This window comes from Erwinia sp. ErVv1 (genome assembly GCF_900068895.1).
In the GTDB taxonomy this organism is placed as follows: Bacteria; Pseudomonadota; Gammaproteobacteria; order Enterobacterales; family Enterobacteriaceae; genus Erwinia.
The window spans coordinates 57,970-75,283 of record NZ_CDPK01000013.1 but is presented as its reverse complement, the minus strand read 5'-3'; the positions used below and the strand labels follow the sequence as shown (position 1 = coordinate 75,283).

At 58.0% G+C, this 17,314-nt stretch carries 17 protein-coding genes; 5 read left to right on the top strand and 12 right to left on the bottom strand.

Features of this window, described 5'->3' with window-relative positions:
* Window positions 1-12 precede the first annotated feature (12 nt).
* The 3 genes from recJ to xerD all read right to left on the bottom strand — a co-directional run bounded on the left by recJ (window position 13) and on the right by xerD (window position 3,420).
* The gene (gene recJ / locus A1830_RS16745; protein WP_067708920.1) at window positions 13-1,731 is read right to left on the bottom strand and encodes a single-stranded-DNA-specific exonuclease RecJ; all 1,719 of its coding nucleotides are present in this window, start codon (window positions 1,729-1,731) and stop codon (window positions 13-15) included.
* A 5-nt stretch (window positions 1,732-1,736) separates the two neighbouring features.
* The gene (dsbC, locus tag A1830_RS16740; RefSeq protein ID WP_067708916.1) at window positions 1,737-2,438 is read right to left on the bottom strand and encodes a bifunctional protein-disulfide isomerase/oxidoreductase DsbC; all 702 of its coding nucleotides are present in this window, start codon (window positions 2,436-2,438) and stop codon (window positions 1,737-1,739) included.
* Window positions 2,439-2,526: 88 nt separating this feature from the next.
* Window positions 2,527-3,420, bottom strand: coding sequence for a site-specific tyrosine recombinase XerD (gene xerD, locus A1830_RS16735; protein WP_067708914.1), 894 nt, complete (start codon window positions 3,418-3,420; stop codon window positions 2,527-2,529).
* A gap of 104 nt (window positions 3,421-3,524) precedes the next feature.
* Here xerD and fldB point away from each other — a divergent pair, with 104 nt between their 5' ends.
* Entirely contained in the window at window positions 3,525-4,043 is a 519-nt protein-coding gene (gene fldB, locus A1830_RS16730) for a flavodoxin FldB (RefSeq protein WP_067708911.1), read from the top strand.
* Between the two features lie 131 nt (window positions 4,044-4,174).
* Here fldB and A1830_RS16725 read toward each other — a convergent pair whose 3' ends face one another.
* From A1830_RS16725 to A1830_RS16715, 3 genes are read right to left on the bottom strand one after another with little or no spacing between them, the layout of a single operon-like run.
* Window positions 4,175-4,582 carry a protein YgfX gene (locus A1830_RS16725; protein WP_067708908.1) on the bottom strand — a complete coding sequence of 136 codons (408 nt, stop codon included), beginning with the start codon at window positions 4,580-4,582 and terminating at the stop codon, window positions 4,175-4,177.
* Window positions 4,563-4,829, bottom strand: a complete 267-nt coding sequence (gene sdhE / locus A1830_RS16720) for an FAD assembly factor SdhE (protein ID WP_067709028.1) — start codon at window positions 4,827-4,829, stop codon at window positions 4,563-4,565. Before sdhE ends, A1830_RS16725 begins: the two co-directional genes overlap by 20 nt.
* Before the next feature lie 19 nt (window positions 4,830-4,848).
* Window positions 4,849-5,058 carry a hypothetical protein gene (locus A1830_RS16715; RefSeq protein ID WP_067708903.1) on the bottom strand — a complete coding sequence of 70 codons (210 nt, stop codon included), beginning with the start codon at window positions 5,056-5,058 and terminating at the stop codon, window positions 4,849-4,851.
* Here A1830_RS16715 and ygfZ point away from each other — a divergent pair.
* Window positions 5,057-6,037, top strand: a complete 981-nt coding sequence (gene ygfZ, locus A1830_RS16710; RefSeq protein WP_067708902.1) for a tRNA-modifying protein YgfZ — start codon at window positions 5,057-5,059, stop codon at window positions 6,035-6,037. The two genes, A1830_RS16715 and ygfZ, sit on opposite strands and share 2 nt — an antisense overlap.
* A 33-nt stretch (window positions 6,038-6,070) precedes the next feature.
* On the opposite strand, the gene A1830_RS16705 is transcribed toward ygfZ, so the two are convergent.
* Window positions 6,071-6,724, bottom strand: coding sequence for a PAQR family membrane homeostasis protein TrhA (locus A1830_RS16705; RefSeq protein ID WP_067708900.1), 654 nt, complete (start codon window positions 6,722-6,724; stop codon window positions 6,071-6,073).
* 270 nt (window positions 6,725-6,994) lie between these two features.
* On the opposite strand from A1830_RS16705, the gene A1830_RS16700 reads away from it, so the two are divergent.
* On the top strand, window positions 6,995-7,603 hold the full coding sequence (locus A1830_RS16700) for an HD domain-containing protein (protein ID WP_067708898.1): 609 nt from the start codon (window positions 6,995-6,997) through the stop codon (window positions 7,601-7,603).
* Window positions 7,604-7,645: 42 nt separating this feature from the next.
* A complete protein-coding gene (locus A1830_RS16695; RefSeq protein ID WP_067708896.1) occupies window positions 7,646-9,085 on the top strand; it encodes a 6-phospho-beta-glucosidase in 1,440 nt (479 codons plus the stop codon).
* A gap of 9 nt (window positions 9,086-9,094) precedes the next feature.
* Here A1830_RS16695 and A1830_RS16690 read toward each other — a convergent pair whose 3' ends face one another.
* The 4 genes from A1830_RS16690 to gcvT form a co-directional block, all read right to left on the bottom strand.
* Window positions 9,095-9,838, bottom strand: coding sequence for an SDR family oxidoreductase (locus A1830_RS16690; protein WP_067708894.1), 744 nt, complete (start codon window positions 9,836-9,838; stop codon window positions 9,095-9,097).
* Between the two features lie 62 nt (window positions 9,839-9,900).
* Complete coding sequence (gcvP, locus tag A1830_RS16685; protein ID WP_067708892.1) at window positions 9,901-12,774, bottom strand: aminomethyl-transferring glycine dehydrogenase; 2,874 nt, start codon at window positions 12,772-12,774, stop codon at window positions 9,901-9,903.
* A 114-nt stretch (window positions 12,775-12,888) separates the two neighbouring features.
* Window positions 12,889-13,275 (bottom strand): glycine cleavage system protein GcvH, encoded by a 387-nt coding sequence (gcvH, locus tag A1830_RS16680; protein ID WP_067708888.1) that lies wholly within the window; start codon window positions 13,273-13,275, stop codon window positions 12,889-12,891.
* A 36-nt stretch (window positions 13,276-13,311) separates the two neighbouring features.
* Window positions 13,312-14,406, bottom strand: a complete 1,095-nt coding sequence (gcvT, locus tag A1830_RS16675) for a glycine cleavage system aminomethyltransferase GcvT (RefSeq protein ID WP_067708886.1) — start codon at window positions 14,404-14,406, stop codon at window positions 13,312-13,314.
* A gap of 413 nt (window positions 14,407-14,819) precedes the next feature.
* Here gcvT and A1830_RS16670 point away from each other — a divergent pair, with 413 nt between their 5' ends.
* The gene (locus A1830_RS16670; RefSeq protein ID WP_067708884.1) at window positions 14,820-16,112 is read left to right on the top strand and encodes a hypothetical protein; all 1,293 of its coding nucleotides are present in this window, start codon (window positions 14,820-14,822) and stop codon (window positions 16,110-16,112) included.
* Here the strand turns inward: A1830_RS16670 and ubiI are convergent.
* Window positions 16,109-17,311 carry an FAD-dependent 2-octaprenylphenol hydroxylase gene (gene ubiI, locus A1830_RS16665; protein ID WP_067708882.1) on the bottom strand — a complete coding sequence of 401 codons (1,203 nt, stop codon included), beginning with the start codon at window positions 17,309-17,311 and terminating at the stop codon, window positions 16,109-16,111. The two genes, A1830_RS16670 and ubiI, sit on opposite strands and share 4 nt — an antisense overlap.
* Between the last annotated feature and the right edge of the window lie 3 nt (window positions 17,312-17,314).

Below are 17,314 nucleotides of genomic sequence, written 5' to 3'. Positions count from 1 at the left end.
CTTCAGTTCAGGCTATAGCGGCCAGAGGTGGCTGATTATAAGCTGCACGCTGCGGTTACCGCGAAATTCATTAATATCCAGCTTGTAGGCCAGCTCGACCTGGCGGACGCTGGGGTCCGGCCACAGGGTGGTGTCAACGTTGAAAGCAATACCGTCCAGCAGCGGGCCTCCGCCCAGCGGCTCGACCATCACCTTCAGATGCCGTTCACCCACCAGCCGCTGCTGGATGAGGGTGAATTTGCCGTCGAACTGGGGTTCCGGAAACGCCTGACCCCAGGGGCCCGCTTCACGCAGCAGTTCTGCCGTGGGGAGCGTCAGTTCCTGCGCCATCAGTTCGCCGTCGCTCCAGACGACGCCCTGTAGCGCCTCCTCGTCCAGCCAGTCGCCCACCAGGTCGCCGAAGCGCTGGCGGAACTCCTCAAACTTCGCCTCCTCCAGCGACAGGCCTGCCGCCATCGCGTGACCGCCAAACTTGAGGATCAGCCCCGGATTGAGCGTATCAAGCCGCTCCAGCGCGTCACGCATATGCAGACCGACAATAGACCGCCCCGACCCCTTAAGCAGACCATCCCCCGAGGGAGCAAAGGCGATAACGGGCCGGTTGAAACGCTCCTTCAGGCGGGATGCCAGAATTCCCACCACGCCCTGGTGCCATTCGGGATGGTACATCGCAATGCCGAGCGGCAGCGCCTCGCTGCTGCGCTCAAGCGCATCGCACAGCGCCAGCGCCTCGGTCTGCATGCCCTGCTCAATCTCTTTCCGCGTCTGGTTTAGCGCATCCAGCTCGCTGGCCAGCATGCGGGCCTGAGCGATATCCTCGCTGAGCAGGAGCGCCACCCCGACGGACATATCGTCCAGGCGGCCAGCAGCATTAAGACGCGGCCCCAGCGCAAAGCCGAGATCGTTCGCCGCCAGCTGCCTTGCATCGCGGTTAGCCACCTCGAGCAGCGCCTTGATCCCCGGGCGGCACTTACCCGCGCGGATGCGGCTCAGACCCTGCCAGACCAGAATGCGGTTATTGCCGTCCAGCGGCACCACGTCGGCAACCGTCCCCAGCGCCACCAGATCCAGCAGTTCAGCCAGGTTCGGCAGCGTTTCCGCCCCGCTCTCGCGCAGGCGCGCGCGCAGCGCCAGCATCAGGTAGAAGGCGACCCCTACCCCGGCCAGCGCACCCGAAGGAAAGTCGCACTCATGCAGGTTCGGGTTCACTATCGCATCGGCATCCGGCAGGGTATCGCCCGGCAGGTGGTGATCGGTAATGACCACCGCAATGCCCTTTTCATGGGCAAGGCTGACGCCCGTATGTGACGAAATGCCGTTATCAACGGTGACGATCAGCTGCGCGCCGCGCGCCGCCGCCTGCTCCACCACTTCCGGGCTGAGGCCGTAGCCGTCATCAAACCGGTTAGGCACAAGATACTTAACGTTAGCCGCGCCCATGCTGCGCAGCGCCAGTACCGTCAGTGCGGTGCTGGTCGCGCCGTCGGCGTCAAAATCGCCCACGATCATAATGCATAAATTATCAGCAATGGCCTGATGCAGGATCGCCGCCGCGCGCTCAATACCCGCCAGCGACTGGAAGGGATGAAGATTTTTAGCACTTCGCACCAGCTCATCGGGCTGGAGTACGCCCCGCTGCATATAGAGACGGCGCAGCAGCGGGTGGAGATCGGCCGGGAGCTGGCTACCCTCCACCGCCCGACGGCGGCGGAGCTCGGTTTTACTGTTCAATGCAATCAGCCGCCTGCTTTCTGGCTATCAAGTAGCTGTTTCATCTCTTTAGGTCCCTGGTAACCGGGGATCATCATACCGTTTTGCAGCAGGATGGCAGGCGTACCCTGGATACCGTAGAGGATGCCCAGTTTGTAATGCTGGGAAAGGTCGATTTTGCAGTCAATCGGCGAAACCGCTTCGCCCTTCATCGCCGCATCAAACGCCTTGCGACGATCGCCTGCGCACCAGATTGATTTCATATCCTTCGCCACCTGACCATTCATCCCCTCACGAGGGAAGGCCAGGTAGCGCACGGTGATGCCAAGCGCGTTGTAGTCGGCCATTTCCGCATGCAGCTTATGGCAGTAGCCACAGGTGATGTCGGTAAATACGGTGATGACGTGCTGCTCCTTCGGCGCTTTATAAACGATCATCTCGCTACTCAGCGCATCGACCTTTTTCTCCAGCAGTTTATTGGTCACGTTTACCGGCTGGCCTGCACTGACGTCGTACAGCGGTCCCTGAATAAACTGTTTACCATCGTCGGTGATATACAGTACGCCGCTCTCCGTCAGTACCGTTTTCATTCCCGGCAGAGGAGAAGGTTGGATCTCCGTTTGCTGAAGGCCGAGCTTTTGCAGCGACTGTTTAATGGCCGCATCATCGGCGTGGGACAAGCCACTGACGGCGATAAGCAGAGAAAGTATCAGGTAACGCTTCTTCATTTAATGTCCTTATAGACTTGTACGCTGAGCCTGAACCCGCCCTCAGAGCGGGGTCGCAGGCCGGTAATAGTATTCACCGCGCCGTAGGTCAGGCGCGAGGATGGTGCTGCTGATGTAACTGCCGCAGTCGCTCAGTGGCAACGTGCGTGTAGATCTGGGTCGTCGACAGGTCGCTATGGCCCAACAGCATCTGTACGACACGCAGATCGGCCCCATGGTTCAGAAGGTGGGTAGCAAATGCATGGCGAAGCACGTGGGGCGAGAGTTTATTACTGTCGATGCCTGCCAGTGTGGCGTAATGTTTGATTCGATGCCAGAAAGTTTGCCGCGTCATTTGCTGCGCGCGGTTGCTGGGAAACAGCACGTCCAGCGTCTGACCGTTAAGCAGCCACGGGCGACCATACTCAATATACTGCTCCAGCCAGTGCACCGCCTCTTCCCCCAGGGGCACCAGACGCTCTTTATCTCCCTTACCAATCACTCGCACCACGCCCTGCCGCAGGCTGACGTTATTGAGCGTCAGGCTGACCAGCTCGGTGACGCGCAGGCCGGTGGCGTAGAGCAGCTCCAGCATCGCTTTGTCGCGCAGCTCAATTGGCTGCTCAACGCTGGGTGCCTGTAGCAGCCGGTCTATCTGCGCCTCGCTGAGATCTTTCGGCAAGCGCTGCGGCAGCTTAGGGGAAGAGAGCAGCGCGCTGGGATCGTCTTCGCGCAGCTTTTCCCGATAGAGATACTGAAACAGGCGGCGCATTGCGCTTAACAGCCGCGCGGAGCTGCTCGCCTTGTAGCCCCCCTCCAGCCTTTCAGCCAGAAACTGCTGCAGGTCCGCGGCATCAACGCGCAGCAGCTGGGTGTTATGATGCGCAGCCCAGCCGACCAGCGACATCAGGTCCAGCCGGTAGGAAGCCACCGTGTTTTCCGCCAGGTTACGCTCGATCCACAAGGCATCTAAAAACTGTTCAATCAGATCGCTGTCCTGCACCACACTGCCCCTTTATCTGTTTACCGACGGCCTGTTATGCCTGACCCCTGGTCAATTCTGATATAATCCGCGCCAGTGCATCAAGAGGAATGAGATTACCAGAGATGAATATCGGTCTGTTTTATGGCTCAAGCACCTGCTACACCGAAATGGCGGCAGAGAAGATCCGCGACTTTATCGGCGACGATCTCGTTACGCTGCATAATCTGAAGGACGATCCCCCGCAGCTGATGGAACAGTATGACATGCTGATCCTCGGCATTCCAACCTGGGACTTCGGCGAGCTGCAGGAGGACTGGGAAGCCATCTGGAGCGACCTGCCCGCGCTAAACCTGCGTGATAAAGTGGTGGCCCTGTACGGCATGGGCGATCAGGGAGAATACAGCGAGTGGTTTCTCGACGCGCTCGGCATGCTGCATGACCTGCTGGCCCCAATGGGCGTGAAGTTTGTCGGCCTGTGGCCAAATGAGGGGTATGAATTTACCAGCACCAAACCACTTACCCCCGACGGCAGGCACTTTTTTGGGCTGGCGCTGGATGATATTAATCAGTTTGAGCGCACCGACGAGCGCATTGCCCAGTGGGGCGAGCAGATCCTCACCGAGATGGCGGCGCTGCTGTAACGGCAGCAATCCCGTCCGCACAGGCTGCGGGCCGCATTAAGCTAATCGCCGCCTCGTCATGCGGCGCGGGTAGCGGCTGCTCTGCTACAGAACGTCACGCCGCGCGGTGAGTGAAGCGCAGTTCCGCATCATCATGCGTCGCGGGCAGGGATCAGCAGCAGCTGGCGGAGCTGACGCCATGCCTCTTCATCCATGCTGTCCCTGAGTAGCCAGAGTTTCTCCCGATCCCCTGACGGGGTACGCAGCGTCAGTAGCATCGCCTGCCGGGTCATCCACGGACGGCCGGTGATGTGCCAGCGTTTCTGGCGCCACTGAACCTGCCCCCCCTCCAGCAGCGCGATATCCCCTTCGCGACTGCGAATACGCCGCTGGCTGCGCACACATTCAAAGACAACCAGCGTCAGTAGCAGCATCCAGACCAGGGTATAGCTGGCAGGCCAGGGTGCCAGCAGCAGCGCGAGTATCGCTACGCCGTGCAGAAGCAGGGATATCCACTGCGCACGCCAGGATACCCTGAGCTCAGCGTGCCACTGGGCCACGTTGCTGATTTCGCTGCTGTATCAGATTGATCATGCGCTTAAGTTCAGGATCGGCGGGGTCACCGTGATTCATCAGCCAGTTGAAGAGGTCGGGATCGTCATTCTCTAGCAGGCGAATAAATATCTGCTTGTCGTCCTCAGAAAGGGAATCATACTCATACTCAAAAAACGGCATAATGGAGATATCCAGTTCACGCATCCCCCGGCGGCAGGCCCAGTGAACCCGGGCTTTATTGCTACTATCCATATTATCCATCGTCATTCAGTCAAAGATGGCCGCTAGTGTAGCGCTTTTTATCGGGGATGTTGATGCAATAGCGGCCGGATTTCGCGCCGTCCCGCAAAGCAGCGAGCTGCCGTGCAGAGTTATCACGCGTTTTGTGCGCCGTTTCAAGGAAACAGGTTGCAAAGCCATTCGGCTCTTTTAACATAAGGAGCAGAGCTGTTTTTTTCACCCCACTACAGGACTGAATCATGCCGACTTTCTCTTTTCCGCCTCGTCAACCCGCGGCCTCTGCGCGTCTGCCGCTTACGCTGATCTCGCTGGAAGAGTGGGCGCTCGTGACTGTGACCGGCGCCGACAGCGTCAGCTATTTACAGGGTCAGGTGACGCTGGACGTCGCCGCGCTGGCCGACAATGACCACCGCCCGACAGCGCATTGCGATGCCAAAGGAAAGATGTGGAGCAACCTGCGTCTGTTTCATCGTGCCGGGGGGCTGGCTTATATTGCACGCCGCAGCCTGTGCGAAGAGCAGATTACCCAGCTGAAGAAGTACGCCGTGTTTTCAAAAGTGACCATTGCCGCCGATAATGACGCCGTGCTGATCGGGGTCGCGGGCTTCCAGTGCCGTGGCGCGCTGGCTGGCGTTTTTACCAGCCTGCCGGATGCTGAAAACCCTGTAGTGCAGCAGGACAATACCACCCTGCTCTGGCTGCCCACGCCGGAGGAAAGATTTCTGCTGGTAACCGATGCGCAGACGGCTCAGACGCTGCGCCAGGCGCTTGAGGGACAGGCACAGCTGAACGACAGCACGCAGTGGCTGGCGCTTGATATCGAAGCGGGTTTGCCGGTAATTGATACCGCCACCAGCGCCCAGTTTATTCCTCAGGCGACTAACCTCCAGGCGCTGGACGCCATCAGCTTTAAAAAGGGCTGCTATACCGGTCAGGAGATGGTTGCACGCGCTAAATTTCGCGGCGCCAATAAACGGGCGCTTTACTGGCTGGCGGGACATGCCGGGCAGGTTCCTGCTGCCGGTGGTTCACTGGAGATGAAACTGGGGGAAAACTGGCGGCGGACCGGGACGCTCCTGACGGCCTGCCAGCTGGATAACGGCGAAGTATGGGTTCAGGCCGTGCTGAATAACGATCTGGAGCCGGACAGCGAGCTGCGTGTGCAGGGGGACGAAGGCGGCAGCTTGACGATTCAACCTCTGCCCTATTCCCTGACCTGATCCGGGCTTAACAGGGGCCGCTCGGCCCCTGTATCACATCACGTACAGGTAGATCGCCAGAAAGTGGCAAACGCTGCCGCCAAGTACAAAGCCGTGCCAGATGGCATGGTTATAGGGGATGCGCTTCGAGCTATAGAAAATGACGCCCAGCGAATAGATTATCCCCCCCGCCGCCAGTAGCCATATGCCGCCCGCCGGCAGCTTCAGTGCCAGCTGATAAACCACAATCAGCGACAGCCAGCCCATCAGCAGATAGGTAATGACCGAAAGCGCCTCAAAGCGATTAATAAACAATAATTTAAACAGCACCCCGAGCAGCGCCAGGCTCCAGATAATGACCATCAGCCCGTGTGCCAGCGGCGATTTCAGTCCGACCATCAGGAAAGGCGTGTAGGTTCCGGCGATCAGTAAATAGATGGCGCAGTGGTCCAGCTTTTGCAGCCAGAGCCTGGCGGCCGGATAGGGAATGGCATGATAAAGGGTCGATGCCAGAAACAACAGGATCATACTGCCGCCGTAAAGGCTGTAGCTGATTATTGCTACGGTGTCTGCCTGGCTGGCGTTTGCTTCCATCAGCATCAGCACCAGTCCGATAATGCCAAAAATAAAACCAATGCCATGACTGATACTGTTGGCGACTTCTTCCGCCAGGGAATAGCCCTGCGCTAATAATGTTTTACCTGTCATACAATCCTGTTCTCCCCATGCTGAGTCGGGCCTTTATTCAGCTCTGCACTGCCGTCAGATTGCAGCTAATGCTTCCTGTCCACGCTGACACGCGCGAATGTGCCCGAAAATTGAGCATTTTTAGCTTAGCTGAGAATGATTTCAGAGTACAACTGTAAGCTTTATTAAACTGTGAATGCCTGTAACACATATTCTGGAAAGCAAAACGCAAACGTTTACCTTACAATAGTCGCCAACTTTTTTCCCCTTCAGGGAACGACGAGGTGAGTGATGTCTGAACAGGTAAACAGTGTCGATTTCGGGCCAATGACGCAGGTCATGGATTTTCTGATGGAGCTGGATAAGCTTAAACGTGTCGAACGCCGCACCCGGCTTATTGGCAACTCCCGCCATGAAAACTCAGCGGAGCACAGCTGGCATCTGGCCGTGGCCGCCATGAGTCTGGCTCCCTTTTTTGAGGGGGGAACTGACGTGCAGCGTGTCGTACAGATGGCGCTACTGCACGACGTGGTGGAGATCGATGCGGGAGACGTCATGGTCTATGACCTTGCGGCCCGCGAGGCCATTTCACACCAGGAGGTCGCCGCTGCCGATCGTCTGTTCGGCCTGCTGCCCGCCGCATTACAGCAGCGTTTCCGGGCGCTTTGGGACGAATATGAAGCCGGCGAAAGCGTTGATGCCCGCTTTGCCAATATGCTGGATCGCGCCCTGCCGATTATTCAGAATCTGCATAATCAGGGCCAGAGCTGGAAAGAGAATGGTATTCGGCTCGAACAGGTGCTGGCCCGCAACGTTGCGCTGGCAGATCAGTGGCCCGCACTATGGAACCATCTGGAAGGGCATCTTATTGAGGCCCAACGTAAGGGCTGGCTGCAATAATAGCCGGCCCTCAGGCTACATTTACCAAAAAGGATGAGAGTGATGACCAGCAAACAGCAATTGCCTGAAGGCTTCCTCTGGGGCGGCGCGGTAGCCGCGCATCAGGTTGAGGGCGGCTGGGACCAGGGTGGAAAAGGCGTGAGCATTGCAGATGTCCTTTCCGGCGGCGCGCATGGCGTTGACCGCGTCATAACCGACGGCGTACAGGCGGGCTACAGCTACCCTAATCATCAGGCGGTTGATTTCTATTCCCGCTATAAAGAGGACGTGGCCCTCTTCGCTGAGATGGGGTTTAAATGCTTTCGCACCTCCATTGCCTGGACGCGGATCTTCCCTAACGGGGATGAGCATGAGCCTAACGAGGCCGGGCTACAGTTCTACGACGATCTGTTCGATGAGCTGCTGAAATACAACATTGAGCCGGTTATTACCCTGTCGCATTTTGAGATGCCAAATCACCTGGTGAAAGCGTATGGCGGCTGGCTGAATCGCAACGTCGTGGATTTCTTTGTTCGCTTCAGTCAGGTCGTCATGGAGCGCTACAAGAATAAAGTTAAATACTGGATGACCTTTAACGAGATCAATAACCAGCGTAACTGGCAGTATCCGCTGTTCGGCTATTGCTGCTCAGGCGTGGTATTTACCGACCATGATAATCCCGAACAGGCGATGTTTCAGGTGCTGCACCATCAGTTTGTCGCCAGCGCGCAGGTGGTCAGGCTGGGACATAACATCAATCCTGCGATGCAGATCGGCTGCATGATCGCCATGGTGCCGCTCTACCCCTGGTCCTGCCACCCCGAGGATGTGATGTTCGCGCAGGAAGCGATGCGTGAGCGCTTCCTGTTTAGCGACGTCCATATGCGCGGGTATTATCCTGCTTACATACTCAACGAATGGGCGCGCAAGGGCTATGACATTGCCATGCTGCCGGAGGATGCCCGAACGCTTCGCGAGGGCTGTGCGGACTATATCGGCCTGAGCTATTACATGAGCAATGCGGTGCAGGCTCACGCGCAGGGCAGCGGCAGCGCGGTGTCGGGCTTTGCGGGCAGCGTACCCAATCCGCATGTAAAAGCCTCCGACTGGGGCTGGCAAATCGATCCGGTCGGGCTGAGATACAGCCTGGCCACCCTTTATGAACGCTATCAAAAGCCGCTATTTATTGTCGAAAACGGTTTCGGGGCGATTGATAACGTCGGGGCGGATGGATCGATTAACGACGACTACCGCATCGCCTATTTGCAGGCGCATATTGAGCAGATGAAGCTGGCGGTCTGCTATGACGGTGTCGAACTGATGGGCTACACCCCCTGGGGCTGTATTGACTGCGTCTCTTTCACCACCGGCCAGTACAGCAAGCGCTACGGGTTTATCTACGTGGATAAAAATGACGATGGCAGCGGTACGCTCAACCGCGCCAGGAAGAAAAGTTTTACCTGGTATCAGCAGGTGATCGCCAGCAATGGTGAAAAGCTGTAACGCCGGGTTTTATCGACCGCCGGCAGCGTCAATGATGCTGCCGGTAATGTAGGAAGCCTCATCGCTGAGCAGCCAGAGTATCGCCTGCGCGATCTCTTCTGGTTGTCCACCCCGCTGCATAGGTATAGCTGCCGACAGCCGGTCGACGCGGCCAGGCTCGCCGCCATCAGCATGCATTGCAGTATAGATAAAGCCGGGACGAACGCCGTTGACGCGAATTCCCTGTGCTGCCACCTCAAGCGAAAGCCCTTTTGTCAGCGTATCCATTGCCCCTTTTGACGCGGCATAATCGACATATTCCTCCGGCGCCCCCAATTTGGCGGCGGCAGAAGAGACATTCACAATCGCGCCGCCCTGCCCTCCATGATGCCATCCCATTCTTTTCACTGCTTCGCGACAGCACAGGAAAGGACCGGTAACATTGGTGGCGAGAACCCGGTTTATGCGCTCGGCAGTGAGCTGTTCAATACGGGACTGCTGAAACAGGATGCCAGCGTTGTTGACCAGCGCGCTGAGGTGGCAACCCAGCGTATCCAGGCGCTGGAACATAGCCACGACCTGCGCCTCATCCGCAATATCCGCCTGCACGCTAAAGGCCTGACCGCCCTGCTGCTGAATCAGTGCCACAACGTCTTCCGCCGCCGCTGCACGTTGATGGTAGTTCACTGCAATCTGATAGCCCCGCTGCGCCAGTAGCAGCGACGTCGCTCGGCCAATACCCCGGCTGCCGCCGGTCACTAATGCCGTTTTCATCATGCTTCTCCTGTAAAAAAGGGCACCGGGGTGCCCTTATAAACGCTGACCCACGCGGAAGGCTACTCGTATTCGCTTAGCGGAACGCAGGAGCAGAACAGATTGCGATCGCCGTAAACGTCGTCCAGCCGCTTAACCGTGGGCCAGTATTTGTTGTGACTGCCGGCCGGGAATACCGCCAGCTCACGGGTATAGGGATGCGTCCATTCGCCCACTATTTCCATCTGCGTATGCGGGGCATTGACCAGTGGATTATCGTCAGCCGGCCATTCGCCTCCGGCAACGCGATCTATCTCCATCCGAATAGCCAGCATCGCATCAATAAAGCGGTCCAGTTCCCCCTTGCTCTCCGATTCCGTCGGCTCTACCATCAGCGTACCGCTGACCGGAAAGGACATGGTCGGTGCGTGAAAACCATAATCAATCAGACGCTTAGCGATATCCAGTTCGCTGATGCCGGTCTGCTCCTTCAGGGGACGAATATCCAGGATGCATTCGTGCGCCACGCGGCCATCGCGTCCGGCATAGAGGATCGGAAAGGCAGACTGCAGCCGGGTGGCGATATAGTTAGCGTTGAGGATGGCGACCGAGCTTGCCTGCTTTAATCCTTCCGCCCCCATCATGCGAATATACATCCAGCTGATGGGCAGAATAGATGCGCTGCCAAAAGGCGCGGCGGAAACGGCCCCCTGCTGCGTGAGCATGTCGTCAATCTGTACCACGCTATGTCCCGGCACGAAGGGCGCAAGGTGCGCTTTGACGCCAATCGGCCCCATTCCCGGCCCGCCTCCGCCATGAGGGATGCAGAAGGTTTTGTGCAGGTTAAGGTGTGACACATCCGCGCCAATATAGCCCGGCGTGGTGATCCCCACCTGGGCATTCATATTCGCCCCGTCAAGATAGACCTGCCCGCCATGCTGGTGAACAATCTGACAGACTTCACGGATAGTCTCTTCATACACGCCATGAGTGGAGGGATAGGTGACCATAATACAGGAGAGCGCATCACCGGCCTGCTCTGCCTTTGCCCGCAGATCGTGCAGATCAATATTGCCCTGCCTGTCACAGGCCACCACCACCACCGACATACCGGCCATCTGCGCAGAAGCGGGATTGGTGCCGTGCGCCGATGCGGGGATCAGGCAGAGGGTGCGGCCCGGTTCATTACGGCTTTCATGATAGCGGCGGATCGCCAGCAGACCCGCATATTCCCCCTGCGCCCCGGAGTTCGGCTGCATGCAGAGCGCATCATAGCCGGTTAGCTGCACCAGCCACTGTGACAGCTGACCGATCATTTGCAGGTAGCCGCCCGCCTGATCCGCCGGACAAAACGGGTGCAGTTCGGAAAATTCAGGCCAGGTAATCGGGATCATTTCTGCGGCGGCATTGAGCTTCATGGTGCAGGAGCCGAGCGGGATCATGGCCTGATTGAGCGCCAGATCCTTACGCGCCAGGCTATGCATATAGCGCATCATCTCGGTTTCGCTATGATGACGATTGAAAACCGGATGCGTCAGAACCGGCGTCTGGCGCAGCAGCGCGGGTGGCAGGGAGTGGCTCTGATCGCTGACGGCACTATCCAGCGCATCAATATTCTGCGCGTGATTTTCGCCGAGCAGAATAGAGAACAGGATGCTCACGTCATCGCGGGAGGTCGCTTCGCTCAGGGTGATGCCGACCGCATTATGGATATCCGTCCGCAGGTTAACGCCAAAGCTGAGCGCACGATCCAGTACCGCGGCTTTGTCGGTAACCTCGACGGTCAGGGTATCAAACCAGGTGCGATGCCGCAGAGTCAGCCCGCCACGCTGCAGCCCGGCGGCAAGGATATCCGTCAGGCGATGGATGCGTGAGGCGATGCGCTTCAGGCCCTCTGGCCCGTGGAAAACCGCATAGAGGCTGGCGATATTCGCCAACAGCACCTGCGACGTACAGATATTTGAGTTGGCCTTCTCGCGGCGAATGTGCTGCTCACGGGTCTGCATCGCCATGCGCAGCGCGGTGTTACCCGCTGCGTCGCGTGAGACGCCGATAATACGGCCCGGCATTGAGCGTTTATGCTCCTCCCGCGTGGCGAAAAAGGCCGCATGGGGGCCACCGTAGCCCATCGGTACGCCGAAGCGCTGCGCTGAACCAAAGACAATATCCGCGCCCTGGCTCCCCGGTGCCTGCAGCAGAAGCAGCGCCATAAAGTCAGCAGCCACGCAGACGATAATGCCGCGCTGTTTCAGCTGGTCAGTCAGGCTGGCATAGTCATGTACTTCCCCGGTCGTCCCCACCTGCTGAAGCAGTACGCCAAAAATATTCTCGTGATCCAGTACCCTCTCGGCCTTATCCACCAGCACCTCAAAGCCAAAGGTTTCGGCACGGGTGCGCACCACGTCCAGCGTCTGGGGATGAATATCCTCAGCGACAAAAAAGCGGTTAGCCGATTTGAGCTTGCTGATGCGCTTTGACATTGCCATCGCCTCAGCGGCGGCGGTCGCCTCATCCAGCAGCGAAGCAGACGCGACGTCCAGGCCGGTCAAATCCAGCGTGACCTGCTGAAAGTTGAGCAGCGCCTCCAGGCGCCCCTGAGAGACCTCCGGCTGGTAGGGCGTATAGGCCGTGTACCACCCCGGATTTTCCAGCATATTGCGCAGAATAACCGGCGGGGTTAGCACCGGCGTATAGCCCATGCCGATATAGGAGGTATAACGCAGATTCTGGCTGGCAATCGCTTTTAGCTCCGCCAGCGCCTGATGCTCGGTGAGGGCATCCCCCACGGCGGGCGGGCCGGGCAGCTGGATATCGGCAGGTACGATGGAGCCGATCAGTTCAGAGAGAGAGCGGGAACCGATAGCATTCAGCATCGCCGCCTGCTGCGCCTGAGAAGGGCCAATATGGCGTTCGATAAACGCGCCGGTGTGTTCAAGCTGGCTGAGGGTCTGCGTCATGAGCGGAGGATCCTGAGTCGGGAAGTGAGAGGCGGGGAGACCCTTACTCGTCCCCCGCCGCCTGGTCAGAGGTGCGGGCAGGGCGAAATAGCCTTCGCCCACGCGGATCGCGATTTATTCGTCGATGCTGGTTTTATAGGCATCGGCGTCCAGCAGTGCATCAAATTGTGATGCATCGCTGGCACGGATTTTAAACAGCCAGCCCCCGTCGTAGGGGTCACTGTTGACCCGCTCCGGTTCGCCGTCGAGGGTGCTGTTAACCTCAATAATCTCGCCATCAATCGGCGCATAAATGTCGGAAGCCGCCTTAACCGACTCCGCCACGGCGCACTCGTCACCCTGGCTGAAGGTGGCACCAGGCTCCGGCAGGTCGACAAACACCATATCGCCCAGCAGTTCCTGAGCATGTTCGGTAATGCCCACGGTAAAGGTGCCGTCGGCTTCTTTACGCACCCATTCGTGGCTGTCGCGGTATTTCAGTTCATTTGGCACATTGCTCATCGCGCTGCTCTCCTGCAATCTGGAAGTGATCGGATATTATGCAACCGGCTTACCGGCGCGAACAAAAACGGGTTTGGTCACCTTAACCGGCATTTCACGGCTGCGGATCTGAACGATCGCCCGCTCGCCGATCCCGATCGGAACGCGTGCGAGGGCAATGCTGCACCCCAGCGTTGGCGAGAACGACCCGCTGGTAATAGCGCCCTCTTTGAGGTTACCGGCCTCGTCGGTAAAGTGAACCGGCTGGCCATTACGCAGCACGCCTTTCTCTGTCATCACCAGCCCGACAAGCTGTTCTGTGCCTCTTTCACGCTGGGCCTCAAGCGCCTCGCGGCCAATAAAATCCCGTTCGCCTGGCTGCCAGGCCAGGGTCCAGCCCATATTAGCGGCCAGCGGTGAGACGCCCTCATCCATCTCCTGTCCATAGAGGTTCATGCCCGCCTCCAGACGCAGCGTGTCACGCGCGCCCAGCCCGGCGGGCTTCACGCCAGCCTCCAGTAGCCCCTGCCAGAATGCAGCCGCCTGCGCGTCAGGCAGGGCAATTTCGTAGCCCGCCTCACCGGTATAGCCGGTGGTGGCAATAAAGAGATCGTCTGCCTGCACGGCAAAAAAGGGTTTCATCCCCGCCACGGCCTGACGTTGGGCATCAGTGAAAAGCGTCTGCGCTTTGCGCTGTGCTTCCGGTCCCTGTACGGCAATCAGAGAGAGATCGTCACGCACCGTTAGCGCTATGCCGTAAGGCTTCGCGTGTTCGGTTATCCAGGCGAGATCTTTTTCACGCGTGGCAGAGTTCACCACCAGCCGGAAGGCATCCTCCGTTATAAAGTAAACAATCAGATCGTCTATCACGCCACCGGAGGCGTTCAGCATGGCGCTGTAGAGTGCCTTGCCCGGCTGAGTCAGCTTAGCGACATCATTGGCCAGCAGATAGCGGAGGAATTCCCGACAGCGCGCACCGCACAGATCGACGATGGTCATGTGCGAGACATCAAACATCCCCGCATCGGTTCGCACCGCGTGGTGCTCTTCAAGCTGAGAGCCGTAATGCAGCGGCATCATCCAGCCGTGAAAGTCGACCATTCGCGCACCACAGGCCTGATGCTGTTCAAACAAGGGAGTGTGCTGGGTCATAGTTTTCCTGTGCAGATGCAAGTTTTCAGGCGTCTGATCCGGGCGGATTAAGGCCGGACGCAAACGATAACCTGGCTTTGACGTTACCACCGAACCGCTCCATTAACCATAAGTAAAATGAGGTCGAATGGGTTTAACGTTCTCTCAGAGCCGGAAGGATTTTCCAGAACTTCTGACCAGAAAACTGCGCGAATGCGCACATAAACCGCAATTCATCGGTTTACAGGCAGGTTGAAAACAGGTTTTTTGCCCAATTGGGATGAATTCATGCTCCTTCTTAAACCCCATGACATTAAAAAAAGTAATGCGAACAGAGCGGTAAAATTAGTTTATTTCAAATGAAGCGGCGGCACGGGAACATTCGACCCCGATGTGACACTTAATCGGATACATACTTCTCAGGGCCGCCAGACATGGACATTAAATCACTCCCTTCTACGGTTAATACGCTCGCGCTCCATCAGGCGGTTGAACAACAGGATGTCGCTCTGATTGAGCGACTCAGGCAGGAGGGGCACCGGCCAAACCAGCTGGATAACGCGCGGCAGTCTCCTGTCGATCTGCTGGCAAGAAGACGATCCATCGATCAGCAACTGCGCGAACATCTGCACGGCGCGCTGCTGTCGTCAATGAATCCTGGGGCACCGCAAGGGTATACCAAACCCGAAGCGCTGCACGGGTCTCCGTGGGGTTTTGAGATCCTCGCCTCCGGCGAGCTGAAGGCCGGCATCAATGATGCCAAAGGCGGGGCGCAATCACTCGAAGGCCGCATCTTCTTCTCAGATCGTACGCCTGAGCAGCCTTCAGACAGCGTGACCCGGAAAGACTTCCGCAGTAAAGCCCGTGTCTATGCCCGGGGCGAGGGAATGCAGAGCAGTAATGCTGCTTCACGTGCCTTTCAGCATCGAATGACGCAGGCCATCGATCGGCATCTGGCCAGCGGGCTACCGCTCACCAGCAGCGGTAATTCCCTCAGGCTACCGGTAAATGACGGAGAAACGGTGGACGAGGCGGTTGCCCGGTGGTTGCAAAGTCTTCTGAACGTCTCGCGTAACAGTAAGCTGGCCGCCTTCCGCACTACGCCATTTGAAAACAGCGCCAGCCTGCTGAAATTTCCTGAATCCATTACGCTTCATTCAGCGAACAGCAGCCCACAGTCATATAGCGGCGAAGCACTGAGGTCCCTGCTGATGGAGGCAGGCAACAGGCTGAGGAGCCAGCTGGAGCAGGGTAAAACGCCGCTATTAGCGCTGATCAATAAGGGGAACGTTGTGCCGATGGTGTTCGGCTTCGGCAAAATTGAGGGGCTTGAGACGCACGCCATCAGCGGCACGCTGAGTAAAAACATCAAAAACTACAGCTACCAGAATGAAAATCATCCGCTCAGCGGATCCGCTAAAGGGGGGAAATTAAAAGAGATCGAGCTGCGCAGTCTGGAAGACTTGGCAACGCTGAGTCTGGCTTCTCTGGCAAAAGGTGTCCCTCTACCCGGCCAGACGTTGATCAGGATTAATCCCGCCGCCCGGGATAAAGCTGCACAAAACACCCGGGCGCGCTATCTCGATGCACAACAGCTGAGCAGATTTCAGCACAGGCTTAAGGCGCTGCTGAAGGATGAGGGTATCAGGATAGAAAACGCAACGCTGCCCGAGCTACAGCAGATCAATGAAGCAGTACGCGGCAACGATCTTGCCGCGTGGATTTAGCGCAGCCACTCCGGCAGATCGTTAAGCCCCATTGCCTGCTTCAGCAAACGAGGTTTTACGCCGGGCAGGTTATCCGCCAGGCTTAACCCGATATCACGCAGCAGCTTCTTCGCCGGATTATTGCCGTCAAAAAGTTCGCGAAACCCCTGCATGCCGGCAAGCATCATCGCCGCGCTGTGTTTGCGACTGCGCTCGTAGCGGCGCAGATAGAGGTGCTGTCCGATATCTTTCCCCTGCTGATGCAGACGCTTAATTTCCCCGATAAGCTCCGCCGCATCCATAAAGCCGAGATTGACGCCCTGCCCGGCCAGCGGATGAATGGTATGGGCCGCATCACCGACCAGCGCCAGGCGGTGTGCCGCGAAATTACGCGCGTAGCGCCCCATCAGCGGATAGGTTTTGCGCTCACTCTCTACCGTGCACAGGCCCAGCCGCAGATCGAAGGCGACCGAAAGCTGCTGATTGAACACGGCTTCCGGCATGGATTGCAGACGGGTGGCCTCCTGCGGACTGACCGACCAGACAATCGAACAGAGGGTGGGGTCGCTGAGCGGCAGAAAGGCCAGAATACCTTCGCCGTGAAACACCTGTCGGGCAACGCTGCCATGCGGCTGTTCGGTACGGATATGGGCCACCAGCGCATGATGCTCGTAGTCCCAGAACGCCAGCGGAATATCCGCTTTATTACGCAGCCAGGAGTTCGCTCCGTCTGCCGCCACCAGCAGTCTCGCGCTCATCATCGTGCCGTCGGCCAGGGTGACAAAGGCCTCATTGTCACCAAATGCCACCTGCTGAAGCTCCGCCGGGGAGACGATCGTGACGTCGTTTAGCTCGCTGGCTTTTTGCCACAGGGCCTGGTGAATGACCGGGTTTTCAATAATGTGCCCAAGATGGGGCAGCCCCTGATGGGCATCATCAAATTCAATACGGCCAAAGCTGTCGCGATCCCAGACTTCCATGCCGTGATAGGGGCTGGCCCCTGCCGCCAGGATGGCAGACCAGACGTCCAGATGCTGAAGCAGGCGCTCGCTGGCGGCGTTAATCGCCGACACCCTGAGTGCCGGCTGTGCATCTGCCGCCTGAGCGACGGGTGCCTCACGCTCCAGCACGGCAATGCTTAATCCGCTGCCGTGCAGGCCACAGGCGACGGCAAGACCGACCATTCCGCCACCGGCGACGATAACATCATACGTTTGCATAAC